Origin of the sequence: Pantoea phytobeneficialis, from assembly GCF_009728735.1 — a bacterium.
Lineage (GTDB): Bacteria > Pseudomonadota > Gammaproteobacteria > Enterobacterales > Enterobacteriaceae > Pantoea > Pantoea phytobeneficialis.
Map to the genome: position 1 here is coordinate 1,390,863 of NZ_CP024636.1, position 16,706 is coordinate 1,407,568.

17 protein-coding genes are annotated in these 16,706 nt (G+C 54.8%); 9 read left to right on the top strand and 8 right to left on the bottom strand.

Going from position 1 to position 16,706, the window contains the following annotated elements; all coding sequences use genetic code 11:
- Positions 1-644: 644 nt before the first annotated feature.
- From CTZ24_RS06385 to CTZ24_RS06405, 5 genes are read left to right on the top strand one after another with little or no spacing between them, the layout of a single operon-like run.
- On the top strand, positions 645-1,493 hold the full coding sequence (locus CTZ24_RS06385) for a transporter substrate-binding domain-containing protein (protein WP_021182526.1): 849 nt from the start codon (positions 645-647) through the stop codon (positions 1,491-1,493).
- Between the two features lie 12 nt (positions 1,494-1,505).
- On the top strand, positions 1,506-2,225 hold the full coding sequence (locus CTZ24_RS06390) for an ABC transporter permease (protein ID WP_021182527.1): 720 nt from the start codon (positions 1,506-1,508) through the stop codon (positions 2,223-2,225).
- A gap of 11 nt (positions 2,226-2,236) precedes the next feature.
- Positions 2,237-2,965 (top strand): ABC transporter permease, encoded by a 729-nt coding sequence (locus CTZ24_RS06395; RefSeq protein WP_208725091.1) that lies wholly within the window; start codon positions 2,237-2,239, stop codon positions 2,963-2,965.
- Between the two features lies 1 nt (position 2,966).
- Positions 2,967-3,761 (top strand): ABC transporter ATP-binding protein, encoded by a 795-nt coding sequence (locus tag CTZ24_RS06400; RefSeq protein ID WP_208725092.1) that lies wholly within the window; start codon positions 2,967-2,969, stop codon positions 3,759-3,761.
- Positions 3,758-5,248 carry an HAL/PAL/TAL family ammonia-lyase gene (locus tag CTZ24_RS06405; protein ID WP_208725093.1) on the top strand — a complete coding sequence of 497 codons (1,491 nt, stop codon included), beginning with the start codon at positions 3,758-3,760 and terminating at the stop codon, positions 5,246-5,248. The genes CTZ24_RS06400 and CTZ24_RS06405 overlap by 4 nt, the downstream gene beginning before the upstream one ends.
- Here the strand turns inward: CTZ24_RS06405 and CTZ24_RS06410 are convergent.
- Positions 5,245-5,877, bottom strand: a complete 633-nt coding sequence (locus tag CTZ24_RS06410; protein WP_021182531.1) for a flavin reductase family protein — start codon at positions 5,875-5,877, stop codon at positions 5,245-5,247. The genes CTZ24_RS06405 and CTZ24_RS06410 overlap by 4 nt on opposite strands.
- A 145-nt stretch (positions 5,878-6,022) precedes the next feature.
- On the opposite strand from CTZ24_RS06410, the gene rlmF reads away from it, so the two are divergent.
- Complete coding sequence (rlmF, locus tag CTZ24_RS06415) at positions 6,023-6,949, top strand: 23S rRNA (adenine(1618)-N(6))-methyltransferase RlmF (protein ID WP_208725094.1); 927 nt, start codon at positions 6,023-6,025, stop codon at positions 6,947-6,949.
- A 2-nt stretch (positions 6,950-6,951) separates the two neighbouring features.
- Here rlmF and ybiO read toward each other — a convergent pair whose 3' ends face one another.
- From ybiO to rhtA, 6 genes are all read right to left on the bottom strand, one after another.
- On the bottom strand, positions 6,952-9,219 hold the full coding sequence (gene ybiO / locus CTZ24_RS06420) for a mechanosensitive channel protein (RefSeq protein WP_208725095.1): 2,268 nt from the start codon (positions 9,217-9,219) through the stop codon (positions 6,952-6,954).
- Positions 9,220-9,339: 120 nt separating this feature from the next.
- Positions 9,340-10,062, bottom strand: a complete 723-nt coding sequence (gene glnQ, locus CTZ24_RS06425) for a glutamine ABC transporter ATP-binding protein GlnQ (protein ID WP_013508434.1) — start codon at positions 10,060-10,062, stop codon at positions 9,340-9,342.
- On the bottom strand, positions 10,059-10,718 hold the full coding sequence (gene glnP, locus CTZ24_RS06430; RefSeq protein ID WP_013508435.1) for a glutamine ABC transporter permease GlnP: 660 nt from the start codon (positions 10,716-10,718) through the stop codon (positions 10,059-10,061). The genes glnQ and glnP overlap by 4 nt, the downstream gene beginning before the upstream one ends.
- 84 nt (positions 10,719-10,802) lie before the next feature.
- Complete coding sequence (gene glnH / locus CTZ24_RS06435; RefSeq protein WP_013508436.1) at positions 10,803-11,549, bottom strand: glutamine ABC transporter substrate-binding protein GlnH; 747 nt, start codon at positions 11,547-11,549, stop codon at positions 10,803-10,805.
- Positions 11,550-11,872: 323 nt separating this feature from the next.
- A complete protein-coding gene (gene dps, locus CTZ24_RS06440) occupies positions 11,873-12,376 on the bottom strand; it encodes a DNA starvation/stationary phase protection protein Dps (protein ID WP_036624544.1) in 504 nt (167 codons plus the stop codon).
- Positions 12,377-12,693: 317 nt separating this feature from the next.
- The gene (gene rhtA / locus CTZ24_RS06445) at positions 12,694-13,602 is read right to left on the bottom strand and encodes a threonine/homoserine exporter RhtA (protein ID WP_021182535.1); all 909 of its coding nucleotides are present in this window, start codon (positions 13,600-13,602) and stop codon (positions 12,694-12,696) included.
- Positions 13,603-13,981: 379 nt separating this feature from the next.
- Here rhtA and ompX point away from each other — a divergent pair, with 379 nt between their 5' ends.
- A complete protein-coding gene (gene ompX, locus CTZ24_RS06450; RefSeq protein WP_021182536.1) occupies positions 13,982-14,491 on the top strand; it encodes an outer membrane protein OmpX in 510 nt (169 codons plus the stop codon).
- 128 nt (positions 14,492-14,619) lie between these two features.
- Here ompX and CTZ24_RS06455 read toward each other — a convergent pair whose 3' ends face one another.
- The gene (locus CTZ24_RS06455) at positions 14,620-14,814 is read right to left on the bottom strand and encodes a hypothetical protein (RefSeq protein ID WP_021182537.1); all 195 of its coding nucleotides are present in this window, start codon (positions 14,812-14,814) and stop codon (positions 14,620-14,622) included.
- Positions 14,815-15,079: 265 nt separating this feature from the next.
- Between CTZ24_RS06455 and mntR the strand changes: the two genes are divergently transcribed.
- Positions 15,080-15,538, top strand: coding sequence for a manganese-binding transcriptional regulator MntR (gene mntR, locus CTZ24_RS06460; protein WP_013508441.1), 459 nt, complete (start codon positions 15,080-15,082; stop codon positions 15,536-15,538).
- A 21-nt stretch (positions 15,539-15,559) separates the two neighbouring features.
- Positions 15,560-16,669, top strand: coding sequence for an SLC13 family permease (locus CTZ24_RS06465; protein ID WP_208725096.1), 1,110 nt, complete (start codon positions 15,560-15,562; stop codon positions 16,667-16,669).
- Positions 16,670-16,706 lie beyond the last annotated feature (37 nt).

The following is a 16,706-nucleotide window of genomic DNA, read 5'->3' on the forward strand; positions in this document are numbered from 1 at the left end:
GTTGCCGGGCAACAGGCAGAGGTCGAGTTTGTTTTTACTGACATCAATACCGAGATAAATCATAAGACAGCTCCCTTTCACATGAACCATCACGCCATCTTGCCTTGTACATACGAAGTCAGAGCTTCTGGTTACCGTTCAGAGTAGATGCTGGCGTGAAAGGAGAAACGGAGGGCTTTAAGCTACGGCACAAGATCGGGTCTTAAGCGGCGCGACAAGCTGCCTCCGTTTCGTGTAACGGGTAGCTAACCAGTTACAACTTCAAGATACAAGCGGCGCGATTTATCGCGCAATGTTTTGGCGCGGAAAGCAAAACCCGCGCGATAAATCGCGCCGCTACGATGCGTGTCTGTTACTGAAACCTTGCGCCAGTGTGGTGCGAGCCTTGCCACTCCATAGTGCAACTCACCGTTCCGTTGCTTCATATCCCCTGATTCCACCTGGCATTACGAGCTGGCACAACGTTTGCTAGGTTGTATGTACAAGTACAGACCGCATCGCCATTCACACGATTTATTGCATCTGGCTCACAAAAAACTCAAGCCGACAATGATCTGGCGCAGGCTAACTTGTATATACATGAAATGTCATTTGCGAAAAAACGCAAAGACAGCACCTACCGATTATCGACCAGGAGAAGCCGCATGACGCACCGCACCACATTTCGCCGTTTTTGCCTCACGACCCTGTTTTCCAGCCTGCTGCTGAGCGGTGTTGCCGCGCAGGCCAAAGAGTGGAAATCGATCACCATTGCTACCGAAGGCAGCTATGAACCCTGGAACCTGACCCTGCCGGGCGGCAAACTGGGTGGCTTTGAACCTGAGCTGATGACCGATCTGTGCAAACGCATGGGGGTTCAGTGCAAGCTGGTGGTGCAGAACTGGGACGGGATGATCGCCGGACTGAACGCCGGAAAATATGATGTGATCATGGATGCGATTGTTATCACCCCGGATCGCAAAAAAGTGGTCAGCTTCACCACGCCGTATGCCTCTACGCCAGCCACCTTTATCACCGTAAAAGATTCTCTGCTGCCGCCAGACAGCAAAATCATCAAGCTGCACGACGATGCCAAAGAGATCGAGCCGGCGATTGCACCCCTGAAAGCTGCGTTGAAAGGTAAAACCATCGGCATTGCCTCCGGCACCGTCTACACCCCGTTTATCGATAAATACTTCAAAGATGTCGCTGACGTACGCGAATACACCACCTCGGCGGATGCCATCCTTGATCTTCAGGCCGGTCGTATCGACGCGGTGTTCGACGATGTCACCTTTGCGCAGTCGATGCTGGCGCGTAAAGAGAACAGCAACCTGACCTTCAGCGGCCCGCAACTGGGTGGCCCGATTTGGGGTGAAGGCGAAGCGATGGGCGTGCGCATGGCTGACAGCGATCTGAAAGCCAAACTGGATGCCGCCATCCATGCGGCGCTGGCCGATGGCACCGTGAAAACCCTGAGTGAGAAGTGGTTTAAAACTGACGTAACCCCGTAAGTGAGGTCAACCATGATGAGCCTGTTGAGTTTTGGTGCTGACGGCTGGGGCCGTCTGATCCTGAGCGCTGCCCTAACCACCTTGCTGCTGTCGCTGGCGGCGTTGCTGATTGGCGCGCTGGTGGGATCCGGCATCGCAGCGGCGAAACTCTCCACGCAACGCTGGCTGCGCTGGCTGGGCGAAGCCTATTCCACGGTGTTTCGTGGTATCCCGGAATTGTTGGTGATCTACCTGTTCTACTTCGGTGGTTCCGGATTGATCACCCTGATCGGTCAGATGTTCGGTGCGGATGGTTTTATCGAAGCGCCGCCGTTTCTGATTGGTGCTCTGGCGATCGGGCTTATCTCGGGTTCTTATCAGGGTGAAGTCTACCGGGCAGCGCGGCTGGCGCTGGCGAAAGGTGAGATTGAAGCTGCCGTCGCCATCGGTATGCCGCGATGGCGCATCGCCCAACGCATTTTGCTGCCACAAGTGGTGCGCTATGCGTTGCCCGGCATGTCAAATGTCTGGCAGATGAGCCTGAAAGATTCGGCGCTGGTGTCGGTAACCGGCATCGTTGAATTGATGCGCGCCAGCCAGATCGCCGCCGGTTCTACCCGTGATTACTTCACCTTTTATTTAGTGGGCGGTGCCTGTTATCTGGTGCTGACTCTGCTTTCCAACCATGCGTTTCGCCGGGCGGAATTACGCCTTGGCCGCGCCTGGCAAAGTCGCACTGCGGCGCAGCATTAAGGAGCAGCAGTATGATCGACTTTGCCTTTCTGAGTGACACCTTTCTGAAACTGAGCGCCGCGCTGCCGGTCACGCTCGGCCTGTTTATCAGCGCCTTTCTGTGTGGTGGGGTGCTGGCGTTGGGCATTCTGACGCTGCGCATGAGCCGCTGGCGGGTGCTGAGTGGCTTTGCGCGCGGCTATATTCTGGTGTTTCGTGGCTCACCGCTGTTGATTCAACTGTTTTTGATTTACTACGGTCTTGGTCAGTTCGGCGTGATCCGTCACAGCTTTGTCTGGCCGTTTCTGCGCGAACCCTTTACCTGTGCCGTGCTGGCGTTGTCGCTGTGTACCGCCGCCTATACCGCCGAGATCCTGCGTGGCGCGCTGTTGGCGGTGCCACCAGGTCAGGTAGAGGCGGGGCTGGCGTGCGGCATGTCGCGTGGCCTGCTGCTGCGGCGCATTATCGCGCCGATTATGTTGCGTTACGCGCTACCGGCTTACTCCACCGAGGCGATTTTGCTGGTGAAATCCACCGCCCTTGCCAGTCTGGTCACCGTCTGGGACGTGACCGGTGTGGCACAGCAGATCATTCAGCGTACCTACCGCACTATGGAGGTGTTCCTGTGTGCGGCGGCTATCTATTTGATTCTTAATTTTATTATCGTCCAGCTTTACGCGCTGCTTGAGCGCCGTCTGACCCCGGTGCATCGCGTTGAAAAAAAGCCGTTGCCCGCCGTTAAACCGATTGCCGGAGAGTGATATGCACCATTTACCCCCGATTACCCTGTCGGCCACCGACATCCATAAATCCTTCGGCGCGATGGAAGTGCTGAAAGGCATTAATTTACAGGCGCGCAAAGGCGATGTGATCTCCATTCTCGGTGCCAGCGGATCGGGCAAAAGCACCTTGTTGCGCTGCATCAACTTGCTGGAGACGCCGGATGCCGGTGTGGTCAGCGTGGGGGGCGAAACCATTGAGATGAAGCGCCACGCCCGTGGTCATCAGTTGGCGGCCAATCCGAAACAAATTGAGCGTCTGCGTTCACGGCTCGGCATGGTGTTCCAGAGCTTCAATCTCTGGTCACACATGACGGTGCTGCAAAACGTGATTGAAGGGCCGCATTACGTGCTGAAGCGCGACAAAAAAAGCTGCATCGCCCAGGCCGAGCAACTGCTGGATCGCGTTGGTCTGCTCAATCGCAAAGATTTTTATCCGGCGCAGTTATCGGGTGGTCAGCAGCAACGCGTGGCGATTGCCCGTGCGCTGGCGATGGACCCGGAAGTGATGTTGTTTGATGAACCCACCTCGGCGCTGGACCCGGAACTGGTCGGCGAAGTGCTGAAGGTGATGCGTAGCCTGGCGGAAGAGGGGCGCACCATGCTGGTGGTCACGCATGAGATGGGCTTTGCGCGCAACGTATCGAACCGCGTGGTGTTTATGCATCAGGGCACCATCGATTGTGAAGGCGCGCCGGAAGCGCTGTTCGGTGAACAGGGTTCGCAGCGGTTTAAACAATTTATTTCCAGCCATCAACGTACGGAGCAACCGGCATGAGTGGCACGGTAACCTGGGGCGACAGCCCGTTAAGCTGGCAGGATGTGGTCGCAGTGGCGCGTCACGGCGCGGAGTTAACCCTGAGCACCAGCGCCTGGCAGCGCATTGCCGACGGGCGTGCCATCGTGGACGAGATTGTCGCCAGCGGCCATATCGCCTATGGCATCAACACCGGGTTGGGGGCGTTGTGCAACATCACTTTGCCGGAAGAACAACTGGGGCAGCTGTCGCGCAATACGCTGCTGAGTCACGCCTGTGGTGTCGGGCCGCTGCTGCCTGCGGATGACGTGCGGGCGATTATGTGTGCCGCTATCGCGAACTACAGTCACGGTAAATCCGGTGTCTCGGTGGCGCTGGTGCAGCAACTGCTGGCGTTACTGAATCAACATATTATCCCGCAGGTGCCGTCACAGGGGTCGGTCGGTTATCTCACGCATATGGCGCATATCGGTCTGGCGCTGATTGGTGTGGGGGAGGTGACGTATCAGCAACAAGTCATGCCTGCCGAACAGGCGTTGGCGCTGGCCGGTTTAACCCCGTTCCGTCCGGGTGCGAAAGAGGGGCTGAGTCTGGTCAACGGCACGCCCTGTATGACCGGCATGGCGTGTCTGGCGCTGGACGATGCAGCACGCCTGCTGGACTGCGCGGATGTCACCGGGGCAATGAGTTTTGAAGCGCTGCGTGGGCAACTGGCGGCTTTCGACAAGGAAATCATCGCGCTGAAGGCCAGTCCGGGCATGCAACTGAGCGCCGAGCGGCTGCGTCAGTTACTGAGCGACAGCCCCTTGCTGGCGGCCAGTGTCGGGGTACGCACTCAGGATGCGCTCAGTCTGCGATCCATGCCGCAGGTCCACGGAGCGAGTCGCGATCAGTTTGATCATGCTGCACGCCAGGTCAATATTGAACTGAACGCCTGCACTGACAACCCGCTGGTGCTTGGCACGCCGGAGAACTGGCGCGTGGTGTCGCAGGCCAATCCACACGGTGAATCCGTGGCGATGGCCTGTGATTTGCTGGCAATTGCCCTGGCGGAACTGGGGAGCATTGCGGAGCGTCGGCTTGACCGTCTGGTGAATCCGCTGGTGAGCGGGTTACCGGCGTTCCTGGTGGCGCAACCGGGGGTGAATTCCGGCATGATGATCGCGCAATATGTTGCGGCTGCGCTGTGCGCGGAGAACCGTCAACTGGCGCAACCGGCGGTGCTGGATAACTTTGTGACTTCCGGTTTGCAGGAGGATCACCTGAGTCTTGGTACCGGCGCGGCGCTGAAGCTGCTGAAACTGGTGGGGAATGTCTGGCAGATCCTCGCTATCGAATATCTGCTGGCGGCGCAGGCACTGGATTTCCACGGTGAAGACCAGCTGGCAAGCGGCACGGCGCAGGCGTTGCGTCGCCTGCGTGCGGTGGTTGCCAACTGGCAGGAGGATCGCTGGCTGGCACCGGAAATGGCGCGTGCTGTGCAGGTCCTCAAAACCCACCAGGGTTAAGCGCGGCGGGCGTCCGGTCGCACCAGATCAAAGCGCAACGCTTCACTGATGCCGTAGTAGGCCGAGGGGCCACCGGCACGCAGGATGGGTTGCGCTTTCGCTGTTTGATAGATGCCGTTTTCCAGCAGTTGTTCATCAATATGAATCGCCACCACTTCACCCAGTACCAGCCAACTGTCCAGCTCCGCACCCTGCACATCCTGTAAACGGATGCACTGCGTCAGCCGACACTCAAAGTTAACCGGGCTTTCCGCCACCATGCTGACGTTGACATGCGAAGCGGGGGTTGGCGTTAAGCCAGCCAGCGCAAACTCATCCTGCTCAGGGGGAATTGATGCGGAGCTTTCATTCATCGCTTCGGCCAGTGGACGCGTTGCCAGGTTCCAGACAAATTCGTTGCTCTCGCTGATATTACGCACGCTGTCTTTCCAGCCGCTGCTGGCAAAACCAATGATGGGCGGATGGTAGTTGAAGCAGTTAAAAAAACTGTAAGGGGCAAGGTTGCGCACCCCGTTGGCACTTTGCGAACTGATCCAACCAATGGGACGTGGGCCGATGATGGCGTTGAGGGGATCGTGCGGTAAGCCGTGACCGGCACGGGGTTGGTAGGTATAGCGCTGACGCGTCATAACATCTCCTGGCGTGGCTGAAATAGGGCAAAACGCGCAATAAATTGCGCCGCTACGGAATTTAACAGCGTAACGCAAATGGGCAGAGATTTTCTTTTTTTCCCAACACGGAGTATCTTACGCCGCGTTATCGATCGGAGAACCTATGAACAAACCAGCCGCCACCTCGCCCTTCCACCCGCGTAACCGCCATCAAGGCCGTTATGATTTTGCTGCTTTAACGGCGGCGCATCCGCCACTGGCAGACAAGGTGCGCCCGAACGGCTACGGCGAGCTGTCGGTGGATTTTGCCGATCCGCAGGCGGTGATGTTACTTAATCAGGCGCTGCTGAAGCTGTTTTATAACCTCAACTGGCAGTTGGCGGAAGGCTATTTGACGCCGCCGGTACCGGGCCGGGCGGATTATATTCATGCGCTGGCCGATTTGCTGGCGACTGATAACGGCGGGGTGATCCCGCGCGATGTGGACGTGATGGATATTGGTTGCGGTGCCAACTGCATCTATCCGTTGATTGGTCATGCCGAGTACGGCTGGCGCTTTACCGGCACCGATATCACGGCAGAAGCGATCACCGCCGCCAACCAGATTGTTGCCAGCAATCCGGGGTTACAGCGTGGCATTCGCCTGCGCCGTCAGAAGCAACCCGAGGCGATTTTCGCCGGGGTGGTGCACAAAAATGAACGCTATCAGGCGGTCCTGTGTAATCCACCGTTCCATGCTTCGGCAGAAGACGCTGCGGCGGGCAGCCAGCGTAAAGTGCGTAACCTTGGCTTGAAGAAAAGCACGCCGCTCAACTTTGGTGGTCAGCATAACGAGTTGTGGTGCGACGGCGGCGAGCGCAAGTTTGTCGGTCAGATGATTGCCGAAAGCGTTGCTTTTGCTGACCGTATTGTGTGGTTCACTTCGCTGGTGTCACGCAAGGAGAATTTGCCCGCGCTGCGCGACCAACTGCGCGATCTTGATGCGTACGAGGTACGCATTATCGAGATGGCGCAGGGACAGAAGCAGAGCCGGTTTATCGCCTGGACCTTCCTGCCGCCAGCCTCGCGCGCTCAGCGACTGAAGCGCTAAATTCACGCGCCCGGCGGCAACGCCTGAAAACTGGCGGCGGATGCGACATCGCTGCCGGTTTGCATCACCTCCACCGTCTGATGCGGCGCTTTGATGCCCGCAGCATCGAAGTGTTTTTTCACCTTATCATCCAGCGCAAACCGCACCGACCACTGCTTCAGCGGTTGGGTGGTGAAGGAGACACGCACGGTGAAGGATTGGTTGGTCAGCCCGACCAGCCCGGCAAAGCTGGGTTCCCCAATCACCATGCCGCGAATTTCCGGATTTTCCAGCAATTCTTGCACCGCCGCTTGTAAGGTGGCATTCACTTTCTCCGTGTCTTCGCTGCGGTCAACATCATAGTTGGCGACGAACGAGCCGATGCCGCGCACAAAGTTGGCGAAGGTGGTGATCGAGGACCAGGGAATAATATTTAACGCACCGGTATCCTGGCGTACTCCGACGGAGCGAATCGACATCCGTTCCACCGTGCCGGTGATGGTGCCGATAGTCACCAGGTCGCCGGTATTCATCCCGTTCTCAAACTGGATAAACACGCCGGTGATGATGTCTTTCACCAGCGTTTGCGAACCAAACGATACCGCCAGCCCCAGCGCGCCTGCGCCCGCCAGCAATGGGGCGATATTCACCCCAACTTCAGACAACAAAATCATAATGGTGATGGTGCTGATCACCACTGCCAGCGCGTTGCGGAATAGCGTCAGCAGCGTGCGGGTACGGGCGCTTGGCATTGGACGACCGTGGGAATCCGATGCCAGACGGCTCTCAATCAGGCTCGCCAGCAGCGTCCAGCCAATCGCCGACAGCAACACAATCATCACGATGCGAATCAGCACGTCGACCATCTTCTGTCCGGTGCCAAAGGTCAGCCAGTGCCAGAGGTCAAACAGGTTCCACGCATTCAGCAACAACAGCAGGGTCGCCAGCACGGTGATCACCCGCGCCAGTTTGAGCAGCGCTTTTACCCAGTCGTTGACGCGCTTTTGTAACTCCGGGTAGTTACGGCGCAACTCTGGGGAGAGCGTGAGCGTTTTACCAATCCAGCGCGTTAACATGCCGGAAATCAGCGCGGCGATACCAATAATCGCCAGACTGCGCACCGTGGCTGACATCATAAACTTCAGGCTGTCACCGGGATTAAAAATGGAAAGCAGAAACAGGGCGATAAAGTAAGCGCTTGCCAGCCAGTGCCATACCATAGCGTAGGCGCGGATAAACAGCGCAAAAAAACTCAGGCTGCGATCGGCAAGGCGCGCGAGGGCATCGTGGATGCGACGCTTGTTGCGAAAAATCAGCCACAGCGCCCAGACGGTCATAATGCCCATCACCAGGACATTAACCAGTGCCGCGACCTGCATATTCACCTGATTAGACACGACAGGTACCACCACCAGCAAACCGTAGCCGATGATGCCACTTAACCAGCTCAGACGGGTATTCCAGTAACGAGCGCGATCGTCTGGCAAATGGAAAAAACGTAACGTTGGGTAGTTGGGGCAAAAGATTAAGCGCAGCACCGCTTTGAAGAACTCAATTAACGCAAAGGCATTGAGAAACAACCCCTGTTGGTAAGCAATGGTGCGGTTATCACCGTGGTAGTTGTCGCTGATGATCTGACCAATAAACAGCGTTAACGCCAGCAGCAGCAAATCGATAATGAACGCCAGCGTGATGGTCGCGGGCAGATGCAGCCAGTTGTTGTGATCGCGGTTTTTATCACGGCCCCATTGTCCCATGCGATGCCAAAACGGTGACATCAGGCGGCGTACCAGCCAGTAAAAGGCAAACACCGCCACTGCCAGCACCACAAAATGCTTCAGGGCATTAAAGAAGGTTTGCTGGTTGAAAGGTTTGTGCGGGGCATTGGCGATGTTGTTATGCAGCTGGGCAAATTGTGACGCCACCTCGCCACCATATTCTCGGGTCACGCTGGTGACGCTCTCCAGCACGGTAGGATCTTCATCTGTCGCTTTTGGCGGTTCGAGTACCGGTGCTGCGCTGGTGGAAGGAGTACTGGCTGCCTGGCGTAACTGATCAATCAACTCCTGACGTGAGTCATTATTTTCCAGTATGTTAGCCAGTGCGGCATAGGCGGCTTTTTTCTCTTCCAGGGTTGGGGTGCTGTCACTGCTGGCGGGGGGAGAGGATTGCTGTGCGGCAACTGCCGCCTGTGGCAGCGTGACCGCCTGAGTGGTCGGGATCAGCAGCAGGCAGATAAGACTGAGGCTCCAACAGATGGCACGACGCCATTGTGGGCGGGCAAACGACATGGCTTTCTCCTTCAGCTTCGCACAAGGGAAAAGTATAGACAGTGGGGGAGGGAGATGAGTCCGAAAGGGGGATGCCGTAACGGCGCGCGATAAACCGCACCGTTACGGTACAACAGCGGATTAAGATACGTGCTGTAAAAACTCGCGCAGACGATCGCTCGGCGGGTTGGTGATCAACGCGTCCGGGTCGCCATCTTCGGCGATGGTGCCTTTATCGATAAAGATCAGGCGCGAGGCGACTTTCTGTGCGAAACCCACTTCGTGCGTCACGATGACCATCGTCATGCCTTCTTCAGCCAGATCCTGCATCACTTTCAGCACTTCATGGCGCAGTTCAGGGTCGAGGGCAGAGGTTGGCTCATCGAACAACATCATTTTCGGCTTTACCGCCAGTGCGCGCGCAATGGCGACGCGTTGTTGCTGACCACCGGAAAGTTCAGACGGGAAATGGTGCGCGCGTTCGGCAAGGCCCACTTTACCCAGCAGCTCACGCGCCAGCTTCTGCGCATCTTCTTTCTTCGCACCGCGCACGCGGATCGGACCGAAGGCCACGTTATCCAGGGCGCTCATCTGCGGAAACAGGTGGAACTGCTGAAACACCATGCCTGCTTCCTGACGGATCAGGCGTTCGTCGACTTTCGGGTCGTTCACCTTCATGCCATCGACAATCAGATCGCCGGTGGTGATCTCTTCCAGCTTGTTAATGCAGCGCAGCAGCGTTGATTTACCGGAACCGGATGGGCCGATAATCACCACCACTTCACCCTGATTAATTTTCAGGTTGATGTCGTGCAGAACCTGGGTCTGGCCGAAGTTTTTAGAGACGTTTTTAAATTCAATCACAGGATTTTCACCCTTTTCTCAATACGGCGCAGCACAAAGCTCAACACCAGCGTAATAACCAGATAGATGATGGCAACGGCGCTCCAGATCTCCAGCGCGCGGAAGTTACCGGCGATGATTTCCTGGCCCTGGCGGGTCAGTTCTGCCACACCAATCACGATAAACAGCGAGGTGTCCTTGATGCTGACAATCCACTGGTTACCCAGCGGCGGCAGCATACGACGCAGCGCCAGCGGCATGATCACGTAACGCAGCGTTTCGCGACGAGACAGACCCAATGCCAGACCGGCTTCACGGAAGCCTTTGTTGATTGACAGCACCGCACCGCGCGTGATTTCCGCGATGTAGGCACCCGAGTTGATCATAATGGTCACCACCGCAGCGGTGAACGGATCAATCCGCAGGTCCGGGAAGGCCATCGGCAGGGCGAAGTAAATAAACATCACCTGCACCACAATTGGCGTGCCGCGAATCAATTCAATGAAAACCAGTGCGATGTTGTTAGCGATCCAGCCGCCGTAAGCGCGGGCGAAACCGGCCACCAGGCCGATAATCAAACCGCCGACCAGGCCGAGGACCGAAATAATCAGGGTCATTTTGGCGCCTTCCAGCAAAATTGGCAGGGCAGGCCAAATGACGCTCCAGTCAAACTCCATGGTGGAACTCCAGAATTTGTTGCGATGGAAAAAGCAGGGCTGAATCAGCCCTGCTGCAAAGATAAAAATAGAACAAGATGCGAATTATTTAGGCTCGCTGCCGAACCATTTTTTATAGATGGTGTTGTAAGTGCCGTTGTCACGCAGGGTTTTCAGCGCGCCGTTCACTTTTTCACGCAGGTCGTCGCTGCCTTTCGGGAACGCGATACCGTACTGCTGGGCTGAGATTGACTCACCAACCGCTTTGAAGCGACCTTTGCCCGCGGTGTGGATGAAGTACAGGATGTTCGGGGTATCGTGCAGCACGGCGTCAGCACGGTTGGTGCCTAACTCCATGTATGCGTTGTCGATGTTCGGGAACTGACGCAGATCTTTCGATTTGATGTGCGCTTTGGCGTAATCAACAGAACCGGTGCCGCTTTTCACTGCCACCACTTTGCCGTTCAGATCATCGATGCTTTTGATGTTGTTTTCGTTGCTACGCACCATCACCAGCAGACCGCTTTTGTAGTAGCCGTCAGAGAAATCGATGGCTTTTTTACGTTCATCGGTAATGGTGATACCTGCCAGCGCCACATCGACGTTGCGGGTTTGCAGTGCCGGGATGATGCCGCTGAAATCCATTGGCTTCAGGGTGTAGTCCAGTTTCAGTTCTTTAGCGATAGCGGCCCACAGGTCGATATCAAAACCGACATATTGGTCACCCTGCTTAAATTCGAACGGAACGAAAGCGGTGTCAGTGGCGACAACCAGTTTTTTATCTGCTGCGGTGGATGAAAGAGAGAAGGCCAGCGCCAGGGCTGCCACGGAGACTTTAATCAGTGACTTCATCATTTTTCCTTATTACCTTCCAGACCTGCTGGCCTGATTTGCGGCTGATCATATGAAAAAACTATGCCAACTTTTCATTTGTCGCGAAATCAGCAGGTTGCATAACGTTGCTGACACGATTTTGCTTACAGAAAACGAAATGCACCATCATGAAGCACCAAAATAGTGCGTGGTGCCTTTGTGGTGCAGGGCACAGTGTGCCCCAGAGCGCAGGGCAGGAAAAGCAGGGATGAAGAAATTGTTAACGGTGTCAAAAAAAGCACCAGGATGTTACACAGGCATAAAAAAGGCGGGTTAAACCCGCCTGATTAAGAATTTACTGATTATTCGATATTAGATTCGATAAACCACAAGAACTTATCGAGATCGCGTGATGCGGCGGTGAAAATATCCGCGCTATCTTCATCGCTCACTTCACTGATGGCTTTACGGACATCGTTTGCCACGATGGCATAACGGTCGGCCAGCGCTTTCAGATGATCCTGTACGCTGTGGATATTTAGCGGGTAGCTTTTCAGTGGCGTTTTATCGTTGACCACCTGAGTGGTGCCCAGCGCAACGCCGCCCAGCTGTACCACACGTTCAGCAATGGTGTCCTGATGATCAGTAATCGCGGTACGGAAGCCGTCCAGCATTTCATGCACCGCAATAAAGTTCGCACCGCGCATGTTCCAGTGCGCCTGTTTGGTGATCAGCGACAGGTCAATAAACTCCACTACCAGACGGTTGAGCACCTCAATGGTGGCTTTCTTCTCGCTATCAGCCACGTCGTTACGGGTGTAAATCAGATCGGAAGATTTTGTTTTAACCAGTTTTGCGGTACTCATCATTAAATTCCTCTTGTTGATGGGTTGTCCTAATCAAGCACGGGGATAAGTATAGCAGCACTTCCCTGGCTTGCAGGATTGATTCAGTCAATATCAGGAATAGGTAAACACCCATTGATCATCGCTGGGAGATTAAATGCTGTGAGGGTAAGTTAATTACAAAAACTAGTTTTATCATGCAGATAAAATATATCTGTTAATTGTCTTTCATGAATGTTGCAAAATAATAACAAAACAGGCCGGCAAGAAATAAAAATTGATAATGAGAATGGTTTATATATTCAGCCAGTCAGAGAACTGGCTGAATATATCGATATTTATTGTGGGGGATTTAAATCTACTTCGTTAATTTGTGGGCTTTTCGGTTTCATCGTTAGCGTGGAACCGGCTGAGGCGATAATGATCGCCAGCAGGGCAAGCCATTGTTTTAACGTCAGTAATTCACCAAGGAATAACATGCCGGAGAGCGCGGCCATGGCGGGTTCCAGGCTCATCAACGTGCCAAAGATGCGCGCGGGTAAGCGGGTGAGCGCCATCATCTCCAGCGAATAAGGAATGGCGCTGGAGAGTAAGGCAATCAGCAGGGCTAGCGGCAAAATTTCCCAGTGCCAGATACCGCTATGCGCAAAGGTCAGACCGAGAGGGACAAAAATAACGGAGGCGATTAAGGAACCCATCGCTACCGTCGCCGGGCCGTGTTCAGCCCCCGCGCGCTGACCCGCCAGAATGTAGATCGCCCAGCAGGCACCAGCCGTGACGGCCAGCAATGCACCCAGCGGGTCGATATGACTCATTCCTTCACCAATCGGCAGTAGAAACCATAAACCGATTACTGCCAGCAGCACCCAGAGAAAGTCCAGTGGACGTCGGGAACCCAGCAACGCCAGCGTCAGCGGCCCGGTAAACTCCAGTCCAACCGCGACACCCAGCGGCACGGTACGGATGGAGAGATAGAAGGAATAATTCATGCAACCGAGCGCCAGGCCATACATCAGCAGTGGCATACGTTGTTCACGGGTAAAACGCAGACGCCAGGGTTTAAAGATGGCGCAGAGGATAAGGGTACCCAACCCAAGACGCAGGGCGGTGATGCCGGGCGCACCAACGGTGGGGAACAACGATTTCGCCAATGATGCGCCGCCTTGTAGCGACAGCATGGCAATCAGCAGCACGGCGATTGGGAAAACCACCGGCGTCAGTTTTTTGGCAGTCAGAGGTGCAGACATGCTGGAATCAATCCCTGTTGTTATTAACATCAAAGTAACAGCCAGCAGTGTAAAGGAATTGCGCGCAAATAAGGAGGCGCACTTTCGGCAAAAATAATCGCAACGGCAGCTGAAAAAACAGCCAATTTCAGGTCCATTTCCGTAAAGAAATGTCAGCCAGGATTAGGAATTTACTTAAAGGTGTAAATGGCGGGAAGAAAGTTCATTGCAGTTTGATGACGCTTTTTATAAGAAAAATGAATGACATAGGAAACTTCATTAACTTTCTGTTACACCAAACAATCTGTTAGACAACAAATTAACGGCAGAGTTTCGCGCTATTTTTTGTTATATTTTTAGGCGTTGTCAGGAGAGAAGTTTTATCACATTTGAGGTGGTTATGAAAAAAATTGCATGTCTTTCAGCACTGGCTTGTGTACTGGCAGTCGCAGCAGGTTCTGCCATGGCGCAGAGCACCGTTACCGGTGGTTACGCTCAGAGCGATTACCAGGGTGTTGCCAACAAAGCTAACGGTTTCAACCTGAAATACCGTTACGAAGACGGTACTAACCCGCTGGGTTGGATCGGTTCTTTCACCTACACCGAGAAAGATCGCACTGACGCTGGCGTGTACAACAAAGGCCAGTACTACGGCATCACTGGTGGTCCGGCTTACCGTCTGAACGACTGGGCAAGCATCTACGGTGTTGTAGGTCTGGGCTACGGTAAATACCAGTCTAACGGTGCTGACCGTCAGAAATCTGACACCAGCGACGTAGGTTTCTCTTACGGTGCAGGTTTGCAGTTCAACCCGATTCAGAACGTTGCACTGGACGTGGGCTACGAGCAGAGCCGCATCCGCAGCGTCGACGTAGGCACCTGGATTGCTGGCGTAGGCTACAGCTTCTAAGTTTTTGCTTAGACCAGAGTTGCAAACGAAACGGCCCCGATGGGGCCGTTTTTTTTATGTCTTTTTCGCAGACAAACAAAAGCAGCGCGATCAATCGCGCCGCAATCAAAATTAGTCAGGGGATGCGCTTAGCCGCGCCAGATCAGATTCGGGCAGGGGCGCTCGGCAAGTTTTTTGCCGGTGAGCTTTTCGATCAACATCAGACGCAGCGCGAACGGTGAGCGGCTCAACAGGCACAGCAGCGATTTCAGCTCGAAAGCTGGCGCGCTTTTTTCCGCCTGGAAGCATTTGCCACAGTCAAGGCAGCTTTTCATGGTGGTCATATTCACCTCCCGATTATTGACGACGTAACAGTAAGCACAGACCTGCGATAAACAACAGGAAAAGGAGCAACAGCAAATAAGGGTCATGCATCGTTTGCCTCCTTTGTGAGCATTGCTGCTTACATTATCAGCGAATATAGCACCGGCTATACCCTTTAGCCAAGGCTATTTAGGAAAATTTTGTGCTTATTTGTGCCTGGTTTACAATGAGCGCAGCTAGCCCGTACCGCAGTTCTGGTATGGCAAATAATAAAGAGGAAGCTGAATGAGTCGTCGTGCCAAGAGCGCCATTACCCCGCCGCAGGGGCCGCTTAAAGATATAGAGGAGCATGTCGAAGGATTTCGCCAGGTGCGCGAAGCACATCGTCGTGAATTAATTGATGACTACGTTGAGTTAATCTCTGATTTGATTCGTGAATTTGGTGAGGCGCGCCAGGTAGATATGGCTGCGCGGCTCGGTGTTTCCCAACCGACCGTAGCGAAAATGTTGAAGCGCCTCGGCAGCACCGGACTGGTTGAGCAGGTGCCCTATCGCGGGGTCTTCCTGACGCGTGAAGGGGAGAAACTGGCGGAAGAGAGCCGTGCGCGCCATCACATTGTAGAAACTTTTCTGCTGGCGCTGGGCATCAGTCCCGAAACGGCGCGTCGTGATTCGGAAGGTATTGAACATCACGTCAGTGATGAAACCCTCGCCGTGTTTAAGAAGTTTTATGAGAGTCGCTAACTGTTAAGGCTTTTCGCCATCATGCCCATCGTGCTTCGTTCTTTCATGCGTGATCGCATTTTGCATTTGTTGTTGCTGTTGGGTGTGATATTGCTGCCATTTGCGGATTTCCGCTGGCAGCAGTTGCCGGGTGCCGTGGACTGGCACACCATCATGACGCTCACCGGGTTGTTGATGTTGACCAAAGGCCTGGAAAACAGCGGCTATTTTGATGTGCTGGGCGCGCGGCTGATCCAGCGATTTCAGCATGAACGGGCGCTGGCGTTGTTTATGGTCTGTGCCGCTGCGCTGCTTTCTACCTTTCTCACCAATGATGTTGCGCTGTTCATTCTGGTGCCGCTGACCCTGACGCTGCGTAAGTTTTCCCGCCTGCCGATTTCGCGCCTGATCATCTTCGAAGCGCTGGCGGTCAATGCCGGATCGCTGCTTACGCCAGTGGGGAACCCACAAAATATCCTGTTGTGGAGCCACGGATCGCTGAGCGTCTCCGCCTTTATTCTGCAAATGCTGCCGATTGCGGCCTGGCTGATGTTGACGCTGATGGCGTTGACCTGGTGGAGCTTTTCGCCGCGTGCCATCCAGAAACATGACGCCGGGCAGGAACATCAGTGGCAAAAACCGCTGTTTATCCTCAGCGTGGTGTTGTACCTGCTGTTTGTGATGGCGCTTGAACTGAAGCTAACGGGGTGGGCGCTGCTGTTGGTTGCGGGGTGTTTTTTACTGCTGGCCCGTCAGGTACTGATCAGCATCGACTGGAGTTTGCTGCTGGTATTTGTAGCGATGTTTATCGACGTCTTTTTACTGATGCATCTGTCGCTGTTACAGCCGCATTTCGCCGCCATTGGCCAGTTAGGCGAGGGCGGGTTGTATCTGCTGGCGATTGGTCTGTCGCAAATCATCAGTAATGTGCCCTCAACTATCCTGTTGTTGCAAAAGGTGCCGCCCTCCGATGTTCTGGCCTGGGCAGTCAATATTGGTGGATTTGGCTTGCTGCCGGGGTCGCTGGCCAACCTGATTGCGTTGCGAATGGCACAGGATCGCCGCGTCTGGTGGCGCTTCCACCTCTTCTCACTGCCGATGCTGGCGTGGTCGATGCTCAGTGGCTGGCTGCTGTTGCAATGGCTGCGCTAAACCAGCGAATTCTCTTCACCTGAGGCGGTTAGTCACC